Here is a 21,540-nt window from a genome sequence, read left to right as displayed (position 1 = left end):
CCAGCTACGCCTGCCTTCCGGGGCGGGCTTTTTGTTTCCTTTGCGGGCGGTGGGCGGCTTGTTGGGGCAACGTAGTGCGCCGCATCACCCGACGGGCCACACCGCACAACTCACCATTTCACCACCTCACCATTTCACCGCCGATGGGTCAGATTGCACTGGAAGGCCTGGAGTTTTTCGCGTTTCACGGCTACTACGACGAGGAGCAGAAAATCGGGAACAAGTACGGGGTGGACCTGCGCGTGCGCACCAACCTGTACCGCGCCGGCAGCACCGACCAGCTGGCCGAAACCGTGAACTACGAGCTGCTCTACCGCCTCGTGGCCGAGGAAATGCAGGCCCCGGCGCGGCTGCTGGAGCACCTGGCCCACCGCATCATCGACCGGATTCTGCACGAGTTTGGCCACGTGCGCTGGGTGGAGGTAAGCGTGTCGAAGTTCAACCCGCCGGTGGGCGGCATCTGCCAGCGCGCCCGCGTGACCTTGAAGCGCAAGCGGCCCCAGCCGGCCATGTAGCGCGGCGGGGTGGCGTTCAGCGCAGGTGCCGGAGTACGTCCTGCCGGTAGGTAGCGCCCACGGGCAGCTCGTGGTTGCCGGCCAGCAGTACGTTGCCGCTCAGCCGCTCCACCTGGGCTATGTTCACCAGATAAGACTTATGGATGCGCAGAAAGCGGCTGGCGGGCAGCTGGCTCTGCAGGTTTTTCAGGGTTTCGGCCACCAGCAGCACCCGGCCCGACGCCAGGCGGCACTTCACGAAGTTGCCGTAGCCCTCGATGTAGAGCAGCTCGGCGAAGCGCACCCGCTCGGTGCCGGCATCGGTCTTGAGAAACACCGAATCGGCGGGCGGCTCTGCGGGGGGCGGGGCGCTGCCGGTGGCGCCGCTAGTGCTGGCCCGGCCGTCGTGCAGGCGGTTGATGGTTTTGACGAACCGCTCGAAGCGGATGGGCTTGAGCAGGTAATCGGCTACGCCGAGGTCGAAGGCGTCGAGGGCGTGCTGGGCGTGGGCGGTGCACAGCACCACGGCCGGCGGGTGAGGCAGGGCGCGCAGCAGCTCCAGGCCGGTCAGCTCGGGCATGTCCACGTCCAGAAACAGCACGTCGACGGGCGTGGCGCGCAGCAGTTGCAGCGCTTCCACCGCGCCGTGGCAGCTGCCCGCCCAGCGGGCCAGGGCCGGCAGCCGGTCGAGGTAGGCGCGCAGCACGGTGTGGGCCAGCGGCTCGTCGTCGACGAGCAGGCAGCGGAGGGGCGCGGAGTCAGGCATCAGGCGACAAGTTCGGCAGCGGGGGCCAAAGCCAGGTGCAGCACGGCCCGGAAATGCGTGTCGGTGGCCTCGATGCTGAGCCGGTGCCGGGCGCCGGGGTAAAACTGCGCCAGCCGGGCCCGCAGCGTGGGCAGCCCCACGCCCGAAGGCCGGGCCCGGAACTGCGCCGGAATGGTGTTTTCGGTGCTCAGCGTGAGGCCCACATCAGTCTGCACGAGGCTGATGCGGATGTGGTTAGGGCCATTGGGGCCGACGGCGTGCTTGAAGCAGTTCTCGACCAGCGGCAGCAGCAGCAGCGGGGCCAGCGGCCGGTCGGGGTAGGGCAGGTCGGTACTGAACTCCACCTGCGTATTGGCCCGCAGGCGCAGCTTTTCCAGCCCGATGTAGTTGGCCAGGTACTCGGCCTCGGTGCCCACCGTCACCTGCGCCTGCCGGGAGCTGTCGAGCTGGTAGCGCATCAACTCGGCCAGCTGCAGCAGGGCTTCGGGTATCTGCTCGGGCGCCGTCAGGCTCAGGGCGTACATATTGTTGAGGGTGTTGAACAGGAAGTGCTGGTTGACCTGGGCTTTGAGCAAGCTCAGCTCCGTTTCGAGCTGCCGGGCCCGCAGCCGCCGCATCTGCAGCTGGCTGAGCAGGCCCCGCCGGGCGTAGCGCAAGCCCGTGCCCAGCAGCAGAATCAGCGCCGTGCCCACCATGGCGCTCAGAAAATCGGTCCCGGTGTAGGCCTCCACCGGCACGTGGCGCAGCCAGGACCGGCCCACGTCGCCGAGTGCGTCGAGCAGGGCACCGAGCACCAGCGCGGCAGTGGTGCCCGCCACGTACCAAGCGCGGTGGCCGCGCTCCAGCAGGCGGGTGAGCAGGGCAAAGTGCAGGTACAGGGGCGGGGCCACCAGCGCCAGCTCCATCAGCAGCGCGGCAAAAGCGCGGGCCGGGTCGCGCCCCAGCGCCGGGGCCCCAAACCACGAGAGGGCACCCATCAGGACCAGGACAATCAGCCAGCCGAGGCCGTGGCGCACGATTCGGCGCTGCCAGAAGGGGAGAGAAGTCATGGCGCAAAACTACCGGGGGCCGCTGCCGGGCAGAAATAAACATGACCAACGGCGTTGGTCCGCGCCGGCGAGTAGTTGGTCATCGGTTGGCGCCGGTTGGTCATTCCGATGTGCGGCGGCGGCGCGGGCCGCGCAGTTTCGGGACCAGAAACGCCGCGGCGGCTGCACCGTCGAGCCGACCCGGCCCAACCCCCTTTACCACTTATGAAAACCTCTGCTCCGCGTACCCCAGGCTCCGCCTCCGTCCTTTCGTCCCTGATAGTACCGCCCGCCGCCACCCGGCGGCGCTGGCTGGGCGCGCTGCTACTGAGCGGCTGGTGCTGCACCAGCGCCGCCGCGCTGCCCACCGCCGGCCCTGGTTCCTTCCTGCCGCCAGCCGACCGGCCGCTCACCAGCCTGATGCCGCGCCCGAGTGCTCCAAAACCGGCCCCGGCGCCCGGCAGCTGGCAATTCCTCGCTACTGATGCTACAGAGCAGCCGGCAGGCCCCGCCGATAATCCAACGCCGGACCAGGCATCGGCCGCCCGGCCCGGACTGCGGCAAGACGAGCCCCGGCAATGGCACCGGCGCATTTCCCGGGAGCTGAACGAACGGGTGCGGCTGGGCTTCGCGGCGGGGCTGATGCCGCTGCAGGGCCGCGCCGCCGAAGTCGGCCTGACCTTCGCGGCGCCCGGCTCCGGCTTTCGGGGCGAGGCCCAGCGGCGGGTCGACGCGCCGGCGCTGGTGCGCTGGTACGGGAGCGTATTTCAAGTGCGCGTGCTGCCGCCGCTGACCGTGCACCTGACCACCCGCCGCTTGTTGGGCAACTGGAAGGGGCGGGGCTGGGAAGCCGGTGCCACCTACGAGCACAACCTGCGCCCCGGGCGCCGGCCGCTGCTGCTGCGCGCCGGCCTGGCCTACTCGCAGCAGCGGGTGCGCTACGGCTTCGGCACCTACGCCAACGCCGATGCGCGCCTGCAGCTCGACGACGTTCGGCTCGATGCCCGCGAGCTGGGCGTGTCGTTGCAGCAGCGCACCCGGGCCCTGGTGCCGCAGCTGGGGCTGGGCTGGGCCTTTTCGCGGCGCTACGAGCTGGTGGCTGATCTGGGCTGGCAGCTGCTGCGCCAAACCCGTACCGAGCTGCACGTGGCGGAGAAAACCGGCTCCGTCCTCTTCCGCCGCCACGACGACGTGCCGCTAGCAAAAGCCGGCGCCACGGTGACGGTGGACGGTGGCGCCGCCACGCCGCCCTGGCAACTGGGCCAGGCCATGCTCAGCGTCGGACTGATTTACCGGCTGAATTAGCAGGTTCAATCGGACCTGCCGGCGGGTGGTCCTGCGACTCTGAGGCGCAGGCCTGCCGTCGCGAAACGACCGGCCGGGGCCGCTGCCAATGCCGAACCCGGCAAGGAGCCGGAAGCCGCCTGCTGGCCGCCCGGCCCACCTACCAGCCGCCTGGTCTGCGCCCGACAAAGCGCGCGGACCAGGCGGCTTTGCCTCGTAGCGCCGACGGGCGGCCGCCGCAGCCAGCTGGTGCCGCAAGGGCTGATTGCGGAAGCCCGGACGCTTTTGTGATGCAGCTACTTACCTGCGCTTGTTGTCAGTAGTGCGTGGTCTGACGAAATATTTCGTAGCAAAAGCTTGACTTCTACGACGTGCTTCGTACATATTTGCTACGAAGCTATTCGTAACGTTCACCTCGACATGACCAAAAAGAACATACCGCGCCCGACGGAATCGGAGCTGGAAATTCTGCAGGTGCTGTGGCAGCACGGGCCGAGCACGGTGCGCTTCGTCAACGACGAGCTGAGCAAGCGCCGCGACGTGGGCTACACTACCACCCTGAAGCTGCTGCAGCTCATGCACGAAAAAGGCATCGTGGTGCGCGACGACTCCAGCCGCACCCACGTGTACCGCCCGGCCCTGCGCGAGCAGGAAACCCAGGGCCAGCTTATCGACCGGCTGCTGGAGGCGGCGTTCGGCGGCTCGGCCCTGAAGCTGGTGCAGCAGGCCTTGGGTAACCGCCGCACCACCCGCGAAGAGCTGGACCAGATTCGGAACCTGCTCGACAACATCGACGACCAAACCCCCGCCAAACCCGCAACCGACGCCCCCGATGAACTGGCTTGAGAACCTGCTGACGCCCGCGCTGGTCCGCGCCGTCGGCTACACCATCCTGCATTCCCTGTGGCAGGGGGCCGTGGTGGCCCTGGCGCTGGCCGGGCTGATGCTGGTGCTGCGCCGCCACTCGGCGCAGGTGCGCTACCGCGTGACGGGCGGCGCCCTGGCCCTGCTGCTGCTGCTGGCGGGCGTCACCTTCCTGCGCTACTACTGGACGGCCCTGCCCGCCGCCGACGTACCAGCTGCCGCCGCCGCTCCGGCGCTGACGGCCGCTACCTCGGCCCCCGCTGCTCCGGCTGCCGTGGCCGCCGAAGGTCCGCTCAGCACCGCCACCATCCTGCGCTACGTGGAAGAGCACCTGCCCCTGCTGGTGATGATCTGGCTGCTGGGCCTGCTCACTATGACGCTGCGCCTGCTCGGCGGGCTGGCCTACGTGCAGCGCCTGCGCCACTACGGCACCCGTCCGCTGGGCTTGCTCTGGCAAAACCGCCTCAATAGCCTCGCCGAGCGCGCCGGCCTCGACCGCCCCGTCGGGCTGCTGGAGTCGTCGCTGGTGCGCGTGCCGGTGGTGGTGGGCCACCTGCGCCCCCTGATTCTGCTGCCCCTGGGCGCCGTGGCCGGTTTGTCGGCCGCCCAGCTCGAAGCCATTCTGGCCCACGAGCTGGCCCACGTGGCGCGCCGCGACTACCTCATCAACCTGCTGCAGTCGGTGGCCGAAGTGCTGTTTTTCTACCACCCGGCCGTGTGGTTTATGACGGCTACGCTGCGCACCGAGCGCGAAAACTGCTGCGACGACGTAGCCGCCACGCTCTGCGGCGACCCGCTGGTGCTGGCCCGCGCCCTGGCCGCCCTGGCCGAGCTGGGCCTGGAGCGCGCCGCTGCCCCGCGCCTGAGCATGGCCGCCACCGGCCCCAAGGGCTCCTTGCTGGGCCGGGTGCGCCGCTTGGTGCAGGGCCGCACCGCCCCCACGTTTACCGAAGGCTTCATGGCCGCCTGCGTGGTGATGGTGGGCCTGCTGCTGCTCTCGTTTACGGCCGCCGCCGCCCTGGCCAACCCGCGCCTGGCCGAAGCCCCGCGCCTGCTGCGCAACAGCGTGCTGCGCCCTATTATCAACGCCGTGACGCCGGCCCCGGCCCGCGCCATCTGCACCGACGAGCAGCTGACCACCAGCACGACGACCTCCACGACCAGCAGCACCACTACCACGACTACCAGCGACGATGACGACCCCAAGCGCAAAAACAAGCGCAAAGCCAAAGGCAGCAGCCAGGTAGTAGTGGTCGACGGCGCCGGCCGCCGCGGGGAGCCGGGCACGGTGATTATCGAGAAAGACAAGAAGGGCCGCGTGACGGATATGTACGTGAACGGCCAGCGCGTGGAAGGCGCCGCGGCCGACGGGCGCGGCGGCAAGGGGGGCGAAAGCCGCACCCAGGTTATCAGCGTGCCCGGCAACGGCCGCGCCTACGTGCTGCCGGGCAATGGCCAGACCTTCACCTACGTCGGCCCCGGGGATTTCAAATTCGACTCCAAGTTCGACCAGCGCTTCAACTCGGCCGAGTTCCGGCAGCAAATGAAGAAGCTGGAAGTGGATTTGCGCCAGCTCGAAAAGCTCAACCACCTGCAGAACCTCAACTTCAGCTACAACGGCAACGGCAACTGGGAAATGCAGCGCGACGCCCTGGCCGCCGCCGAGAAGTCCTTGTCCAAAGCCCGCTTCGACCGCGACCTGACCGAGGCGGAGCGCGAGCGGGTGGAGGAAGCCCTGGACCGCGTGCGCGACCAGCGCAGCGAGCTGCGCGAGCGGCTGCAGGACCACAGCGAAGCCCAGCGCGACCGGGAAGAGGCCCTGCGGGAGCGGGAAGAAGCTTTGCGCGAACGGCGCGAAGCCCTGCGCGAGGAAGAACGCGCCCGGCTGGAAGATGACCGCGCCCGCTCCAACGAAGAGCGCGCCCGGCTGAATGCCGAGCGGGCCCGCCTCAACGCCGAACGAGCCGCGCGCAACGCTGAGCGCGCCCGCGAGAATGCCGAACGAGCCCGGGAAAACGCGGAGCGCGCCCGCCGCGTGGAGGAGCAGTTTGTGCAGGAGCTGCTCAAGGACGGGCTCATCAAGGACACCAAGAACTTCAGCCTGAGCCTCTCGCAGACGAGCATGAAGGTCAACGGCACGGAGCAGCCCGAGAGCGTGCGCCGCAAGTACCTGGAGCGCTGGAACACCGCCTCCGGCCGGCCGCTGAGCGGCACGGGCTCGGTGACGATGAACCGCAGCGAGAACAGCTCCACCACCTCGATTACCAACGCCGACAGGCCCACGCCCCCGGCGCCGCCGGCTCCCCCGGCGGCGCCCGGCACCTGGCGCGCCGTGCCGCCGGTGCCCCCGGTAGCGCCGCTGCCGCCCCGGGCACCCCGCGCCCCGCGGGCCCCGCGCACGACCTCCGTCAACGGCGTGAACCTGACCGAGCAGCTGCGCCAGGACGGACTGATCGGGGCTGCGGACCGCAGCTACCAGTTCCGCCTGGACGGCAGTGAAATGGTGGTGAACGGCAAGAAGCAGCCCGCGGCCACTGCCGATAAGTACCGCAAGCTCATGGGCGGCGACAAAGGCCAGAAAGTAAACCTGAACGTCAGCGTCAGCGAAGACTAAGCGGCACTGACCGACGCGCCACAAACCGGGACGGGCCGGCTGGGAAACGCTCCTGGTCGGCCCGTTCTGCGTGCGGGCGGGTAGCATAATTCCGCCCCGGCTGCAGCCCGCCGCAAATTCTTCGCTGGGCTAAGCAACGCTTGCCCCCGCGCCCTCATCTATCGCGCACTTCCCGCTTTCCCACTGGTTCCCCGCCTTATTCCAATGTCTATTCACAAGCTGCTGTTTCTGCTGCTGGGGCCGCTGCTGCTGGCCTGGCCGGCGGCGGCCCAGGCCCCCGCGCCGACTGCTGCGGCCGCCACCACGCTGGCTCCCAAAAAGCAGCTGCAGGCCCTGCGTATTGCCGAAGCCATCAAGCTCGACGCGGCCCTCGACGAGCCGGCCTGGCAGCAGGCGCCCATTGCCACCGACTTCATTCAGAACCGCCCCAACCCCGGCCCGCCCGAGCGGCACAAAACCGAGGTGCGCATCCTCTACGACGACGCCAACCTCTACATCGGGGCCGTGATGCACGACGTGTCGCCCGACTCCATCATGCGCGAGCTGGCGGCCCGGGACAACTTCGGCAACACCGACTTCTTCGGGGTCTTCCTCGATACCTACCAGGACAAGCTCAACGGCTACGGCTTCTTCGTGACGCCCGGCGGGGTGCAGATGGACGCGCGCTACTCCCCGGCCGGCGGCGAGGATTTCAACTGGAACGCCGTATGGGACTCGCGCACGGCCCTGCGCGGCACCGACTGGGTGGCCGAGCTGCGCATTCCGTACTCGGCCATCCGCTTCTCGGCCCAGCCCGAGCAGCACTGGGGGCTGAACTTCATGCGCCAGCGCAAAAAGGAAAACCAGGGCTTCTTCTGGAACGAGGTGAAGCCCGCCATCGACGGCTTCGTGAACCAGTGGGGCACGCTGGAAGGCATCCGCGACATCAAGCCCCCGCTGCGCCTCTCGCTCACGCCCTACGTGTCGGGCTACGTGAACCACAACCCGCTCAACGCCGAGGGCACCCGTCGTACCACTACGAGCTTCAACGGCGGGGCCGACGTGAAATGGGGCATCAACGAAAGCTTCACCCTCGACGCGACGCTGGTGCCCGACTTCGGGCAGGTGCAGAGCGACAACCAGGTGCTGAACCTGTCGCCCTTCGAGGTGCAGTTCAACGAAAACCGGCAGTTCTTCACCGAGGGCACCGAGCTGTTCAACAAGGGCAACCTGTTCTACTCCCGCCGCGTGGGGGCCACGCCCATCGGCTTCTACGACGTGCAAGCGGCTGACAACGAGAAAATCATCCGCAACCCGGCCGAAACGCGGCTGCTGAACGCCACCAAGGTATCGGGCCGCACGAAGAAGGGGCTGGGCATCGGCTTGTTCAACGCCCTCAGCAACGACGTGTACGCCACCATCCAGAACAAGGAGACGGGGGCGGAGCGGCAGGTGCTGACGCAGCCCTTCTCGAACTACAACATTGCGGTGCTCGACCAGTCCTTGAAGAACAACTCGTACGTGTCGCTGATCAACACCAACGTGACGCGCTTCGGCCGCACCTACGACGCGAACGTGACGGGCGGGCTGTGGCGCTTCGCCAACAAGAAGAACTCCTACGCCATCGACGGACGCGTGGTGTACTCGCGGCGGCGCGGCAACGTGTTCGGCTCCGACGCGCAGATTGACGACCAGAACGGCTACAAGTACCGGGTGAGCGTGGGCAAAATCAGCGGCAGCTTCACCTGGAACCTAAGCCACGGCATCGAGTCGGACCACTACAACCCGAACGATTTGGGCATTCTGTTCGGCAACAACAACATCAGCCAGGAGCTGTACATGAGCTACAACAAGTACAAGCCCTTCTGGAAGGTCAATAACTTTTACTCCTGGTGGGGCGTGGCCCACTCGCTGCTCTACGCGCCCACCCAGTACCAGAACGCCAACGTGTACGGGGGCTGGAACACCACCTTCACCAAGCAGTTTCTGACCACGGGGATGAACTTCGACGCCAACCCCGTCACGCGCGACTACTACGAGCCGCGGCAGTACCCGCTGGGCAAATACTGGGTGCGCCTGCCGGCCAACGTGAACGTGGGCGGCTTCATCTCGTCGGACTACCGCAAGAAGCTGGCCCTGGACGTGAACGGCGGCATCCGGGTGTACGAAGAGGACGGCCGCCTGCCGCGCCCGCGCCGCGCCGGCTACGGCGTGAGCGTGTCGCCGCGCTACCGCGTCAACAACAAGCTGAACTTCCGCTACTCCGTCGACTGGAACCTCTCGCGCAACCAAATTGGCTACGTCAACGGCGGTATGGACGGGAACGAGCCCGAGGACCAGCCCTTCCTCAACGACGTGGTGCTGGGCCGCCGCAACGTGGTGACGGTGTCGTCGGTGCTGCAGGCGGGCTACACGTTTACCAACCGCATGTCCCTGACCATCCGCACGCGGCACTACACCAGCAACGTGCGCTACAAGGATTTTGCCCGCCTCACGCCCGGCGGCGAGGAGGAGCTGATTGACTACCGGCGCAACCGCGACAACACCTACAACGCCTTCAACGTGGACGCGGTGTACTCCTGGTGGTTTGCGCCCGGCTCCCAGATCAGCGTGGTGTGGAAAAACGCGGGTACCAACTTCCTGGAAGCCAACCAGGCCACCCCGCTATACTTCGACAACCTGAACAACACCATCAACACCCCGCACAACAACTCGCTGTCGGTGAAAATCCTCTACTACCTCGATTACTTGGCCGTGCGGCCCAAGCGCAGCTAGTAGTTGCGCCAGTCGGCCCCGGCGCCGCGGTTTTGCCATGAGCGAAGCCGCGGCGTTTGCTTTTGCGGGGGCCGCAACTCTGCGCCGGGAAAGGCGTTCGGACTACTTTGGCGCTTTACTTTAGGCTATGACTTTACACTTACTGCGCGGGCTGAGCCTGCTTGCCCTGCTGACCACGGCCTGCGGCTCCGAAAAGCAGCCCGAAGTGAAGGCGACGCCCCCACCAGCCTCGGCCGCTACCGCCCTGCGCCAGGACTCGGTGCGGCAGGGCAGCCCCGCCACCAACGACGAGCTAAGCCACGAGCTGCAGCTCCAACCCATCCGCGCCAACTTCCAGAGCCTGAACGCCCGCAAGCAGTGGAGCCGGGTGGTGAAGCGCGAGTTGAGCCGCTCCACCGAAGGCGGGGAGGCGGTGTTTTACTACGAAGGCGCGGTGCCGGTCAAAATCGTGGCCCGCGACTACGGCGAGACGGGCCAGTGGCTGACCGAATATTACCTGCTGGACGGCCAGCTGTCCTTCGTGTACGAGCAGAAGACGAGCTATAACCGGCCATTCTACTACGACTCTGCCACGGCCCGGCAGAACGGCGGCCCGGCTTTCGACCCCGCCCAGTCCACCGTCGAGGAAACCCGCAGCTACTTCGCCGACGGCCAGCTGATTCGGCAGCTCCGGGGTAAGGGCGTCGAGCCAAAGCCGGCCAGCGAGATGCTGCCGCTCGAACAAAAGCGCCTGCTGACGGATTACAACGAACTCCTGTCAATCCTTCACGCCCCCGACTAATGCCCCAGCACATTGCCAACCTTACCCTGCTCGTCCGCGACTACGACGAGGCCATCCGCTTCTACGTCGATAAGCTGGGCTTCGAGCTGCTGGAAGACACCGACCGCGGCCAGGGCAAACGCTGGGTGCGCGTAGCCCCAACTGGCGGCGCCACGCCGGCCCTGCTGCTGGCCCAGGCCGCCACCGACGAGCAGCGCGCCCACGTCGGCAACCAGGCTGGCGGCCGGGTGTTCCTGTTCCTCAACACCGACGACTTCGCCGCCGATTACGCCCGCTATAAAGCCGCCGGGGTGCAGTTCCTGGAGGAGCCGCGCTACGAGGACTACGGCTCGGTCGTGGTATTTGCCGACCTCTACGGCAACAAGTGGGACCTGCTGCAGCTCAAGTAGGCGGCCCTGTCTGAACCGCTGCTTTATTTTTTCGCCCGCCAATCATTCCCACCGTGAAGTCTGCTATCCTGCTCCTGCTGCTGGCCGTGTCTCTTATCTGCCTGAGCCAGGCCAAGAAACCAACCGCTAAAGAATCCGCCGGCAGCCGGGTACGCGTGGCCGCGGGTACGCTGGAAGGCCGCACCAGCCAGGGTATCCGCGTCTTTCTCGGGGTGCCGTTTGCCGCGCCGCCAGTCGGGGCCCGGCGCTGGCAGCCGCCCCAGCCGGTGCAGCCGTGGGCGGGCGTGCGGCCGGCCACCGCGTTTGCCGCCCGGCCCATGCAGCTGCCCTTGTTCGGCGACATGAACTTCCGCTCCCCGGCTGGCAGCGAGGATTGCCTGTACCTGAACGTGTGGACGCCCGCCACCGCGGCCCAGGAGCGGCGGCCGGTGCTGGTGTACTTCTACGGCGGCGGTTTCCAGGCCGGCGACGCCTCCGAGCCGCGCTACGACGGCGAAGCCATGGCCCGCCGCGGCATCGTGGCCGTGACGGTCAACTACCGCCTGGGCGTGTTCGGCTTCCTGGCGCACCCGGAGCTGACCAGAGAATCGGGCCGCAACGCCTCGGGCAACTACGGCCTGCTCGACCAGCAGGCGGCCCTGCGCTGGGTGCAGCAGAACATCAGCGCCTTCGGCGGCGACCCGCAGCAGGTTACCATTGCCGGCGAGTCGGCCGGTTCCATGTCAGTGAGCGGGCAGATGGCTTCCCCTGGCTCGAAAGGCTTGTTTCAGCGGGCTATCGGCGAAAGTGGCTCCCTGCTGGGCTCCAGCCTGGGCCTGACCCCGCTGGCCGCGGCGGAGCAGGCGGGGGCCACCTTCGCCGCTGGCGTGGGTGCCACCTCGCTAGACGCCCTGCGCGCCCTGCCGGCCGAGCAGCTGCTGGCCGCCGCCGGCAAGCCCGGCGCGCCCCGCTTCGGCCCCATCCTCGACGGGTACTTTCTGCCCCAGGCGCCCCCGGCCATTTTCGCGGCCGGGCAACAGGCCCGCGTACCGCTGCTGCTGGGCTGGAACTCCGAGGAAATGAATGCCGGCTGGCTGCTCGGCGGCCAGCCTCTGACGCCCGAAAACTACCAGCAGGCCGTGCAAAAGCGCTTTGGCGACCGGGCGGCGGCGGTGCTCAAGCTGTACCCCGCCACCACGCCCGCCGAAGCCGAGCAGTCGGCCACCGACCTGGCCGGCGACCTGTTCATCGGCTACAGCACGTGGAAGTGGGCCGCCGCGCACCAGCAAACCGGCGGGCAGCCCGTGTACCGCTACCTCTACGCCCAGCCCCGCCCCGCCATGGTGCCGGCCATGGGCGACGCCACGCCCGGCCTGGCCGGCGGCGTGCTGAAAGCCGACCCGAGCAAACCCAAGCCGCCCGCGCCCCGGGGCGCCGTGCATTCGGCCGAAATCGAGTACGCCCTGGGCAACCTGGCCACCAATAAAGTCTACGCCTGGACGGCCACCGACTACCTGGTGTCGGACCTGCTGCAGCGCTACTTCGCCAACTTCATCAAGACCGGCAACCCCAACGGCGCCGGCCTTGCGCCCTGGCCCGCCGCGGGCGGGGCCCGCCCGCAGCAGCTGCGCATCAACGCCAGCACCCGCGCCGAGCCCGCGGCCCAGGAAGCCCGGTATCAGCTGCTGGACGAGCTGCTGAATAAGTAGCGTGAAGCTCTGCTTCGCGTTTCGTTGACCGATAGTCGTGCAGGCGTCAGCAACGATGCACGAAGCGGAGCTTCGCGCTACACGCAAGCCGTCCAGGCATCAGCTAATGATACGGCTCTGCTTCGCGCTACAGCCCCAGCAGCTCCGCCGCCGCTCCGAAGGCCGACTGCTGCCCGCTCATCACCCGCTGCTGCAGCGCGGGCAAGCGCGCGGCCACGTCCGGGCGGGCGTAGAAGCGTTCCTCCAGCGCCTCCCGGATGCTTTGCTGCAGCCACTGCAGGTTCTGCTCCTGCCGCCGCCGCTCAAAGGCGCCGTTGCCGCGCGTCAGCTCCAGGTATCGGCCGATTTCCTGCCACACGCCCGGCACGCCCTCGCCGGTGAGGGCCGAGCAGGTGCGGGCCACCGGCGCCCAGCCCGAGGCCGCGTGCGGAAACAGCCGCAGCGCCGACTGGTACTCCACCCGCGCCCGTTTGGCCGCCAGCTCGTTGCCCGAGTCGGCCTTGGTAATAACTACCGCGTCAGCCATTTCCATGATGCCGCGCTTGACGCCCTGCAGCTCGTCGCCGGCGCCGGCCAGCATTAGCAGCAGGAAGAAATCGACCATGCCGTGCACGGCGGTTTCGCTCTGGCCCACGCCCACGGTTTCCACGAAAATCACGTCGAAGCCCGCCGCCTCACACAGGAGCAGCGCTTCGCGGGAAGCCCGGGCCACCCCGCCCAGGGAGCGGCCGGCCGGGGAGGGGCGGATAAAGGCCTGCGGGTGCGCGGCCAGCTGGTTCATGCGGGTTTTGTCGCCCAGGATGCTGCCGCCGCTGCGCTGGCTGCTGGGGTCCACGGCCAGCACGGCCAGGCGGTGGCCCTGCTCCACCAGGTGCATGCCCAGGGCTTCGATGAACGTGCTCTTGCCCACGCCCGGCACGCCCGTAATGCCCACCCGCACCGAGCGGCCCGCCTGGGGCAGCACCGCCGTCAGTACCTGCTGGGCCAGCGCCTGGTCGGCGGGCAGGGTGCTTTCGACGAGGGTAATGGCGCGGCTGAGCACGAGCCGGTCGTGGGCCAGCAGGCCGTCGATGTACTGGGCGGCGGGGAGTCGTTTGGGCACGGCGGAGAAGAAAATCGGCGGTAGGGCCGCCGAAAACGGGCTTACGCGGGAGCCGGGAATCGGGCTAAGTCGATTTTCGGCGTTTGCTCATCGATTCGTAACCGGCCCGCTTTGGTTCGGCGGCTTAAATGTAGGTACTTGCCCCGGCGTTGCGCCGCCACCCCCTGAGCCTATCCGCCGCGGCGCGGACTTACCCTCTCAACAACTACCGGTGATGAAACGACTACTGACTGGCCTGGCCCTGACGGGCCTGGCGCTGGCCCCCGCGGCCCTGCACGCCCAGAACGAGCTTAGCAACTTCGGCTCCACGGGCCGCGGCGGCGTGGCCAATACCTTCGTCAGCGACTACCAGGCCATCGGCATCAACCCCGCCAACCTCGCCCGCATCGGCAGCCCCAAGGTGGCGGTGGGCTTGCTGCAGTTTGGGGTGGGCGTCGGCTCCCAGTCGCTCACGCGTGAGCAGATGATGCGCTTCATCAAGCGCGTGGACGACCGCCTGACCCAGGCCGAAAAGCAGGAGCTGGCCAAGGCCTTCACCTCCGACAACGCCCTGAACGTGAATGCCGACGTGACGACCTTCGGGGCGGCCGTGTCGCTGCTGGGGCTGGGCACGGTGGCCATCAGCAACCAGCAGCGCTTCGTGAGCCACGCGGGGCTGAACAAGAACATGGCCGAAATCCTGTTCCTGGGCAAGAACGCGCCGATTTACCAGAACTACCAGCCTGGCACCGCCCCGCTGGTGTCCACCGCCCTGGAAGGCACGCGCCTGCAGATGAGCTGGCTCAACGAGTTCAACGTGGCCTTTGGCCGTCGCATCCTCGACAACGACATGTTTCAGCTCTCGGCCGGCGTGGGCTACCGCTACATCGAGGGCGTGGGCGTTATCGACATCCGGGCCGAGGACGGCAAGCTCAACGCATTCGGCTCCGTGTCGCCGCTGTTCGATATCAACTACGGCGACGTGGTGCGCAACCCGCAGTTCAACTACCGCAGCGGCGGCTCGGGCCTGCGCCCGGTGGGCAAGGGCAACGGCTTCGATTTGGGCGTGGCCATCGAAACCGGCAAGGCCCTGCGCCTGGGCCTCTCCCTCACCGACGTGGGTAGCATGAAGTGGACGGGCAACCTGCTCACGGCCAACGACCAGCGGCTCAAGCAACTCAACTCCACCGGCGTCAATACCTACAACTTCTTCAAGGAAGCCGCCCAGCTGGTGGCCGCCGGCACCGACAGCCTCTTCCAGTACCAGCCCAGCGCCGAGCGGTCCGAAAGCCTGCCCACCAAGCTGCGCGCCGGCGCTGGCCTGCGCATCAGCGAGTATTTCGAGGTGGGCCTCGACGCCACCATTCCGCTCAACAACGTGGCCGGCAACCTGCCCAAGCCCTTCATCGGCGCCGGCGTCGACTTCAAGCCCATCCGCTGGCTGCGCCTGAGCAGCGGCCTGAGCAGCGGCGCCGGTTACGGCTTCAGCCTGCCGCTGGGCGTCACGCTGGCCACCAAGCACTACGAAGCCGGCCTCAGCACCCGCGACCTGGTGGGCCTGTTCACCTCCGAAAGCCCCTACGTGTCGGTAGCCACCGGCTTTCTGCGCTTCAAGTTCGGGGAGCAGAAGTAGGTGATTAAGGGATTGGGTGATTAGGTGCCTACGGCAGCCGGATCAATCTGAACGTCATCCTGAGCAACGCGAAGGACCTTCCTCGCACCCTGCACCGCCGCGGATGCCATCGTACCGACGCTAATCGACTGAAACGATAAAAGCGCAGCCACCAACATCAGGGCGTTGGTGGCTGCGCTTTTTAGTTGGTGCGGGATTAGAGCGTCAGGGCGTGTGTCAGCGGCGGTGCAGGGTGCGAGGAAGGTCCTTCGCGTTGCTCAGGATGACGGGCTTTTTCCCCAATCCCCTAATCACCGAAAATAGCTCTGCATGAAGATGGGCAGGCCGAGCTTGCCGCGGCGGCCGCCGAGCTTGATACCGTCGTCGGTGTACTTGGCGGCTGTGCCGGCGGCGTTGGGGTTTTCGATGATGCCGAGGAAGGGGTTGTCCTCGCGGGCCACGTAGATGCGGCCGTCGGGGCCGAGCTGCAGGGAGCCGATTTTGCGGTTGGCGGAGTTGCCGACGGCGGTTTTGGTACCGGTCTTGAGGTCCACCTGCCACACCTGGGCGTTGCCGCCGCCGGTGCCGTTGCTGCTGGCGTAGAGCTTGGAGCCGTCGGGGGAAAATTCCACGCCGTAGGCTTCCTCGAAGGGGCCGTAGCTCTTGGGGTTTTTCACCAGGCCGGTGGCGTTGTCGAAGTCAAATACCTCTACCTTGTTGGCCTCGCGCCAGATGGCCACGCCCAGCTTCTTGCCATCCACGGAAAACTTCATGCAGCCGATGGCGTTGCGGCCGGGGCCGGCGTGCATCGAGCCCACGTTGCTCAGAATCGGCTTGGTCTGCACCCCGTCGGGCGTGACGAGGTAGCTCACGAAGGCGTTGGAGTTCCAGCGGTGGCCCACCACCCAGATGTCGCGGCCGTTCTTGTGGCGCACGGCGGCCAGCTTTTCGGCCACTGGCGAGATGAGCAGGCCGTTGGTGCGCTTTACGTCGCCCAGGCCCTCGGCGTCGGTCATGTCGACCACGGAGTAGCGCATGCCCACGCTGCTGCCCTCGGCGGCGGTGGTGAAGATGTAGAACACGTTGCCGCTGCCCGGGTCGGGAATGACCAGGGCGCTCTGGGAGGAAGTTTTGCTGCCGGCCAGGCCCTTGCCGTTGGGCATGAGCTGGTGCTGGCGGTTCCACACGTTCACGCCGTTGGTGTAGAACAGGAGCTGTCCGCGCGAGGTGGTAGCCACCGACGAGCCCTCGTAGGTGGCCAGCTTGCCGTCGAGCAGCGGGGTAGGGGCGCCCTGGCGGAAATCGAGGCCGGCTTCTTGCCCGAAGTACCAGATGGAGGCCTGCTGCTGGGCCCGGGCGCCGAAGGTCAGCAGCAAGGCCAGCAGGAAAGAAAGACGAGTGCGCATAAGCGGAAAAGTTGCTTTGTGGCCTTCAACGCAAGACCATGCCAAATTGTGAGGAAGAATGAGGAATGAAGAAGGAAGACGCAACCCAGTCTCAACGAAGCGGTACGCTATTCCTCATTCCTCATTCCTCATTCCTCATTCCTCATTCCTCATTCCTCATTCCTCATTCCCTCACACTGCCCATTCGCCCGCAGTGAGGCGGGGCAGCAGCTGGCGCACGATGCGGTAGCTCAGTCCCCAGAGCCGGTGCTCCCCGATGCGGATAAACGACACCAGGGCGGGCCGGGGCCAGCCGTCGAGCTGCCAGGTTTCGGTGGCGTGGCGGGCCGGGTCGAGCAGCTCGGTCACGGGTATTTCCAGCACTTCCGTCACCTCGCGCTCCAGCCAGCGCCACACGGCCGGCCGGCTAATGCGTCCCAGATAGGGCGTGACGCGGAAGCCGGTGGGCGTACTCACGTCGGGCAATTCGGCCAGCACCTCCACGGCCGTACGCGGCAGAAATACTTCCTCCTCCGCCTCGCGCAGGGCAGTATCGAGCAGGGAGGCGTCCTCCGGGTCCTGCTTGCCGCCGGGGAAGGCCAGCTGCCCGCCGTGCACGCCGAAGTTGCTGCGCACCAACAGCACCAGGCGCAGCTGGCCGGCGTCGTCGCGGTACACGGGCACCAGCACGGCGGCCTCGCGCAGCTGCGGGGCGGGCGGCGGCAGGGTGGAGTCGTCGGGCGGCAGCGCTATTGCCACGCGTGCAGCTCGATGATGTTGCACTCCGGGTCCATCACGTAGGCCCAGGTGACGCTGCGGCCCAGCGGGGTCATCTGGGTGGCCACGTCGCCCAGGGCCGAGCCGCCCTCGGCCAGCACCACGGCCCGGGCCGCGGCTACGTCGGGCACCTCAAAGGCAATGTGGCCGAAGCCGGGGCGGTTGGGGGCGGTGCGGGCGCGGTTGGTGAGCGGGTCGTAGCCGAAGATTTCCAGCGTGGGGCCGTTGTCGCCGTAGCCGGGCAGGCGCAGGTGCACGCCGCGGCGGCGGGTGCCGGGCTCGGTAGTCAGGGCCGAGTCCTGGTAGTCGCGCTGGGGCAGGATGGGCACGCAGCCGAATACCCGCTCGTAGAAGCTGGCCAGGGCCTGCCAGTCTTCGGCCGTGAGGTTGGTATGGGCGTAGCGCGCCGTGAGCAAGGGCTTTTCCACTAGTTGCATCGAGTGTGTGAACGGGGTCGGGCTTCCGGTATTCAGAACGAATGCCCAATATATCCATTGCCCGCGGAGTGGCGCTTCATGCATTTGCATGAAATGGGCGGATGGCTGGCCCGTGAGCAGGACCGCGGGGCAAGCCGCCACAGTCGGACGTCCTACCAGCGCGTTGCGAGTTGATTCTGCCTTGGTAGGACGCCTGCGGGCACAGAATCAATTGATTTCACCCCGGATGGAAGCCAGGCCAGAATATATTGGGGCGGTTGGCTCTGGCAGGAAGCCAGGCAGATGGGCCGTTCAACGCCGGCAACGACGCAACCACCCCAGCCGCCGCCAAAGCGGCCGCGTCAACTGAGGAGGGGAGTTGCCGTTCCAACCTGTCACCTGTCACCTGTCACCTGTCACCTGTCACCTGTCACCTGTCACCTGTCACCTGTCACCTGTCACCTGTCACCTGTCACCTGTCACCTGTCACCTTGCCGGCAGGGTGTGGTGCTGCTCGAAGTACTGGTACGTCGGTGCCAGCGTGGCCCAGAAGGCGTGGTGGGGACTGGACCAGTGGGCGGCCAGGTCGGTGGGGTTCAGCTCGAAGGGGAAGATGTGGACGGGCAGCGTGTCCTGACCGGCGGCGCGGGCTTCCACGGCCAGCACGTACAGCTCCTCCACGCAGTCGTTGGTGATGGGCAGGCAGCCGATGGTGACGTTGGAGCCGTGGATGAAAATGTCGCCGCCGGGGTCCTGCTCGCCGCGGGCCCGGTCGTGGGCGTTGGGGTAGTCGAGGCCCAGGGAAAGGTGGTAAAGGCTGCTGGGGTTGTAGCGGTCCACGCGGTAGCAGCCCTCCGGAATCTGCCCGTCGCCGGACTTGAGTTTGGGGCCCAGCGTGCCCGAGGTGCCAGCCAGGTGGTAGCGGCGCAGCAGCTGGTACCGGCCCTGGCCGTGGTTGCGGGCCCACACCTCCACCCGCCGCCCGATCTTGAAGGCCCGCAGGTACAGCTCCAGCCGGTCCGCATCGAGGTGGCGGCGGCGCAGCTCGGCCTGCAGGGCGGGCCAGCGGGCGGCGTAGGCGGCGCGCACCCGCGGGTAGCGCTGCTGCTCGAGGCGGAAGGTGGAGTCGGCGGGCAGGGTGCAGCTGAGCAGCACGGGCAGCCACAGCAGCAGAAAAGCGGCGCGCATGGGCGTAAAGCGGTAAGGATACGCCGGCCTAACGCCGCGCTGCCGGGGCGCAGTATCGGGGTAAATAAATATTAGAATATGAGCAATAAAAGGATCCGTCAGGTAGTGCATCTGCTCTGGCTGCTCTGGACCGGTCCCGGCACTCCAGCCGCGTAGCGGCGCCACGTCAATAGCACTGCACCGAACATAAAGCAGCTGAGCTCCGGAGGAGCGGCACCTTGACTGCGCGGGTCTGGTGCCGCTCCTCCGGAGCTCGAAACGTGCTTATCTACCGGGTTGCCTATTGACGTGGCGCCGCTACGCGGCTGGTATTACCACAGCTGTGTCCAAAGTTCTCCCTGGGAAAAGCGCTAACGGTTTTATCAACATCCATCCGTAGCCGCTCAGGCCTAGCCGATGCTGCGAATCACCCCGCCGTCGACGCGCACGGAAGCGCCGTTGGTGGCCGCCGCCAGCGGGCTGGCCAGGTAGGTCACCATCGTAGCAATTTCGTCGGTGGTGATGAAGCGCTTGAGCAGGGACGAGGGCCGGGCGTGGGCGAAAAAGTCTTTTTCGGCCTCTTCGCGCGTCTGCCCCTCGCCGGCCAGCTTGCCGATAAACTCCTCCACGCCCTCCGAGGCCGTGGGCCCGGGCAGCACCGAGTTGACGGTGACGCCGGTGCCGGTGGTCAGCTCGGCCAGGCCCCGGGCCACGGCCAGCTGGGCGGTTTTGGTGGTGCCGTAGTGAATCATTTCCGCCGGAATCTGCAGGCCCGATTCGCTGGAAATAAAGATGATGCGGCCCCAGTTGCGGCTGAGCATCTGCGGGAAGTACTGGCGCGAGAGGCGCACCCCGCTCAGCACGTTCACCTCGAAAAAGCGCAGCCACTCCTCGTCGGGAATGTCGGCGAAGGGCTTGGGGTCGAAGATGCCCACGTTGTTGACCAGAATGTCCACCGTGGGTACTTCGGCCAGCAGGCGCTGCACGTCCTCGGCGCGCCCGAAATCAACTACCACGCCGCGCACCTCGGCCGCGGGCGTCTCGGCCAGGATGGCGGCGCGGCCCTGCTCCAGGCGAGCCTCGCTGCGGCCGGTGATAATGACGCGGGCGCCCTCGGCCGCCAGCCGCCGGGCAATGGCCAGTCCGATGCCGGCCGTGGAGCCGGTAACCAGCGCAGTTTTGCCGCTGAGTTGTAAATCCATGCGAAAGAAGTGCTTGATGAAACTGCCTGCTGTAACCACCGAAGCCCGGTTTTGTCTTGCGGCGGGTCCGCGCCGTAGCGCGAAGCTCTGCTTCGCGTATTCAGAACGACTCGTTGAACAGCCAGCGTTGATTTCGTTCTGCGACAATCGTCCGGGATACGCGAAGCAGAGCTTCGCGCTACGGCCCAGCATTTGGCCAAATCTGCGCCGGCCGCGTACTTGCCAGCTCCAAGCCATTTCACCGACCCAACTCCAATGACCTTTTCCTCCGCCCGCCCCGAAGACCTGCTGTTCGATGCCGCCCGCCGCGGCGACGTAGCCCTGCTGCGCGAGCTGCTGGCCGCCGGCGTCGACGTCAACGCCCAAAACGGCAAGGGCTTCACCCCGCTCATCCTGGCTACCTACAACAACCAGCCCGAGGCCGCCCAGCTGCTGCTCGAAGCCGGTGCCGACGTCAACGTGCAGGACGTGAGCGGCAACTCGGCCCTGATGGGCGTGAGCTTCAACGGCTACGCGGAGCTGGCCCGCTTACTCATCCGGCACGGCGCCGACCTGAACGCGCAAAACGGCAACGGCGGCACGGCCCTGATGTTTGCCACCCTGTTTGGCCGCCACAACATCGTGCCCCTGCTGCTCGAAGCCGGCGCCGATACCACCCTGCGCGACGTGCGCGGCCTTTCCGCCCGCGACCTGGCCCTGCAACAGGGCAACGAGCAGGCCCTGCAGCTGCTGCCCGAATAAGGCCGCCTGATACCCATTCTTGCGCTCATGCCCGCCGCCCCGCCCAGCATCCGGCCCTACCAGACCCGCGACCAGGCCGCCTGCCTGGCCCTGTTCGACGGCAACTGCCCGCCCGCTTTCGACCCCACCGAGCGGGCCCTGTTCGAGCGGTACCTGGCCGCTGCCCCGGCCGATTTCTGGGTGCTCGAAGCTGACGGTGCCGTGCGGGCCTGCGGCGGCTACGGCTCCCGCGACGCGGGCCAGAGCTGGGAGCTGTACTGGGGCATGGTCGGCCGGGACTGGCACGGGCGGGGGCTGGGCCGGCAGCTGCTGGAGTTTCGCATCCGCCACCTGCAGGCCCGCTACCCCGGCGTCCGCATCATCAGCCGCACCTCGCAGTACGCGCAGGGCTTTTTTGCCCGGCGGGGCTTCGTGCTGCACCGCGTGGCGGAACACTTCTGGGGCCCCGGCCTGCACCTGTACGACATGAGCCTCGCGCCGGCCTGAAGCCCGCCAAC

Annotated in this window: 19 protein-coding genes; 11 read left to right on the top strand and 8 right to left on the bottom strand. The window is 67.3% G+C overall.

The window, feature by feature from the left end:
* The first annotated feature begins 143 nt into the window (after positions 1-143).
* Positions 144-515 carry a dihydroneopterin aldolase gene (gene folB, locus EJV47_RS11180; protein WP_126693238.1) on the top strand — a complete coding sequence of 124 codons (372 nt, stop codon included), beginning with the start codon at positions 144-146 and terminating at the stop codon, positions 513-515.
* Between the two features lie 16 nt (positions 516-531).
* Here the strand turns inward: folB and EJV47_RS11175 are convergent, their stop codons facing one another.
* A complete protein-coding gene (locus EJV47_RS11175; protein WP_126693237.1) occupies positions 532-1,260 on the bottom strand; it encodes a LytR/AlgR family response regulator transcription factor in 729 nt (242 codons plus the stop codon).
* The gene (locus EJV47_RS11170; RefSeq protein WP_126693236.1) at positions 1,260-2,309 is read right to left on the bottom strand and encodes a sensor histidine kinase; all 1,050 of its coding nucleotides are present in this window, start codon (positions 2,307-2,309) and stop codon (positions 1,260-1,262) included. Before EJV47_RS11170 ends, EJV47_RS11175 begins: the two co-directional genes overlap by 1 nt.
* Positions 2,310-2,513: 204 nt before the next feature.
* Between EJV47_RS11170 and EJV47_RS11165 the strand changes: the two genes are divergently transcribed.
* The 7 genes from EJV47_RS11165 (at position 2,514) to EJV47_RS11135 (ending at position 12,662) form a co-directional block, all read left to right on the top strand.
* Positions 2,514-3,593, top strand: coding sequence for a hypothetical protein (locus tag EJV47_RS11165; RefSeq protein ID WP_126693235.1), 1,080 nt, complete (start codon positions 2,514-2,516; stop codon positions 3,591-3,593).
* 399 nt (positions 3,594-3,992) lie between these two features.
* Positions 3,993-4,418, top strand: a complete 426-nt coding sequence (locus tag EJV47_RS11160) for a BlaI/MecI/CopY family transcriptional regulator (RefSeq protein WP_126693234.1) — start codon at positions 3,993-3,995, stop codon at positions 4,416-4,418.
* The gene (locus EJV47_RS11155) at positions 4,405-7,050 is read left to right on the top strand and encodes a M56 family metallopeptidase (RefSeq protein ID WP_126693233.1); all 2,646 of its coding nucleotides are present in this window, start codon (positions 4,405-4,407) and stop codon (positions 7,048-7,050) included. Before EJV47_RS11160 ends, EJV47_RS11155 begins: the two co-directional genes overlap by 14 nt.
* Before the next feature lie 204 nt (positions 7,051-7,254).
* Positions 7,255-9,804, top strand: coding sequence for a DUF5916 domain-containing protein (locus EJV47_RS11150; protein WP_126693232.1), 2,550 nt, complete (start codon positions 7,255-7,257; stop codon positions 9,802-9,804).
* Positions 9,805-9,931: 127 nt separating this feature from the next.
* Positions 9,932-10,585, top strand: a complete 654-nt coding sequence (locus EJV47_RS11145; protein ID WP_126693231.1) for a hypothetical protein — start codon at positions 9,932-9,934, stop codon at positions 10,583-10,585.
* Positions 10,585-10,974, top strand: a complete 390-nt coding sequence (locus tag EJV47_RS11140; protein WP_126693230.1) for a VOC family protein — start codon at positions 10,585-10,587, stop codon at positions 10,972-10,974. The genes EJV47_RS11145 and EJV47_RS11140 overlap by 1 nt, the downstream gene beginning before the upstream one ends.
* A gap of 53 nt (positions 10,975-11,027) precedes the next feature.
* Positions 11,028-12,662 (top strand): carboxylesterase/lipase family protein, encoded by a 1,635-nt coding sequence (locus tag EJV47_RS11135; protein ID WP_126693229.1) that lies wholly within the window; start codon positions 11,028-11,030, stop codon positions 12,660-12,662.
* Between the two features lie 127 nt (positions 12,663-12,789).
* Here EJV47_RS11135 and meaB read toward each other — a convergent pair whose 3' ends face one another.
* Positions 12,790-13,764 carry a methylmalonyl Co-A mutase-associated GTPase MeaB gene (meaB, locus tag EJV47_RS11130; RefSeq protein ID WP_126693228.1) on the bottom strand — a complete coding sequence of 325 codons (975 nt, stop codon included), beginning with the start codon at positions 13,762-13,764 and terminating at the stop codon, positions 12,790-12,792.
* A 214-nt stretch (positions 13,765-13,978) separates the two neighbouring features.
* On the opposite strand from meaB, the gene EJV47_RS11125 reads away from it, so the two are divergent.
* On the top strand, positions 13,979-15,376 hold the full coding sequence (locus EJV47_RS11125) for a DUF5723 family protein (protein ID WP_126693227.1): 1,398 nt from the start codon (positions 13,979-13,981) through the stop codon (positions 15,374-15,376).
* A 290-nt stretch (positions 15,377-15,666) separates the two neighbouring features.
* Here EJV47_RS11125 and EJV47_RS11120 read toward each other — a convergent pair whose 3' ends face one another.
* The 5 genes from EJV47_RS11120 to EJV47_RS11100 all read right to left on the bottom strand — a co-directional run bounded on the left by EJV47_RS11120 (position 15,667) and on the right by EJV47_RS11100 (position 20,302).
* A complete protein-coding gene (locus tag EJV47_RS11120; protein ID WP_126693226.1) occupies positions 15,667-16,761 on the bottom strand; it encodes a YncE family protein in 1,095 nt (364 codons plus the stop codon).
* A 171-nt stretch (positions 16,762-16,932) separates the two neighbouring features.
* Complete coding sequence (locus EJV47_RS11115; protein WP_165903705.1) at positions 16,933-17,499, bottom strand: NUDIX hydrolase; 567 nt, start codon at positions 17,497-17,499, stop codon at positions 16,933-16,935.
* Positions 17,490-17,954, bottom strand: coding sequence for a VOC family protein (locus tag EJV47_RS11110; RefSeq protein WP_126693224.1), 465 nt, complete (start codon positions 17,952-17,954; stop codon positions 17,490-17,492). The genes EJV47_RS11115 and EJV47_RS11110 overlap by 10 nt, the downstream gene beginning before the upstream one ends.
* 465 nt (positions 17,955-18,419) lie before the next feature.
* Positions 18,420-19,121 (bottom strand): L,D-transpeptidase family protein, encoded by a 702-nt coding sequence (locus EJV47_RS11105; RefSeq protein ID WP_126693223.1) that lies wholly within the window; start codon positions 19,119-19,121, stop codon positions 18,420-18,422.
* A gap of 389 nt (positions 19,122-19,510) precedes the next feature.
* Complete coding sequence (locus EJV47_RS11100; protein WP_126693222.1) at positions 19,511-20,302, bottom strand: SDR family NAD(P)-dependent oxidoreductase; 792 nt, start codon at positions 20,300-20,302, stop codon at positions 19,511-19,513.
* Positions 20,303-20,557: 255 nt separating this feature from the next.
* Between EJV47_RS11100 and EJV47_RS11095 the strand changes: the two genes are divergently transcribed.
* Together EJV47_RS11095 and EJV47_RS11090 are read left to right on the top strand one after the other, a co-directional pair.
* A complete protein-coding gene (locus EJV47_RS11095) occupies positions 20,558-21,043 on the top strand; it encodes an ankyrin repeat domain-containing protein (RefSeq protein ID WP_126693221.1) in 486 nt (161 codons plus the stop codon).
* A 27-nt stretch (positions 21,044-21,070) separates the two neighbouring features.
* Positions 21,071-21,529 (top strand): GNAT family N-acetyltransferase, encoded by a 459-nt coding sequence (locus EJV47_RS11090; protein ID WP_126693220.1) that lies wholly within the window; start codon positions 21,071-21,073, stop codon positions 21,527-21,529.
* The last annotated feature ends 11 nt before the right edge of the window (positions 21,530-21,540 follow it).

The sequence above is a fragment of the Hymenobacter gummosus genome, assembly GCF_003970915.1.
Classification (GTDB): domain Bacteria; phylum Bacteroidota; class Bacteroidia; order Cytophagales; family Hymenobacteraceae; genus Solirubrum; species Solirubrum gummosum.
Note: the sequence above shows the minus strand (reverse complement) of the source record. Positions and strands in the feature narration are given on the sequence as shown.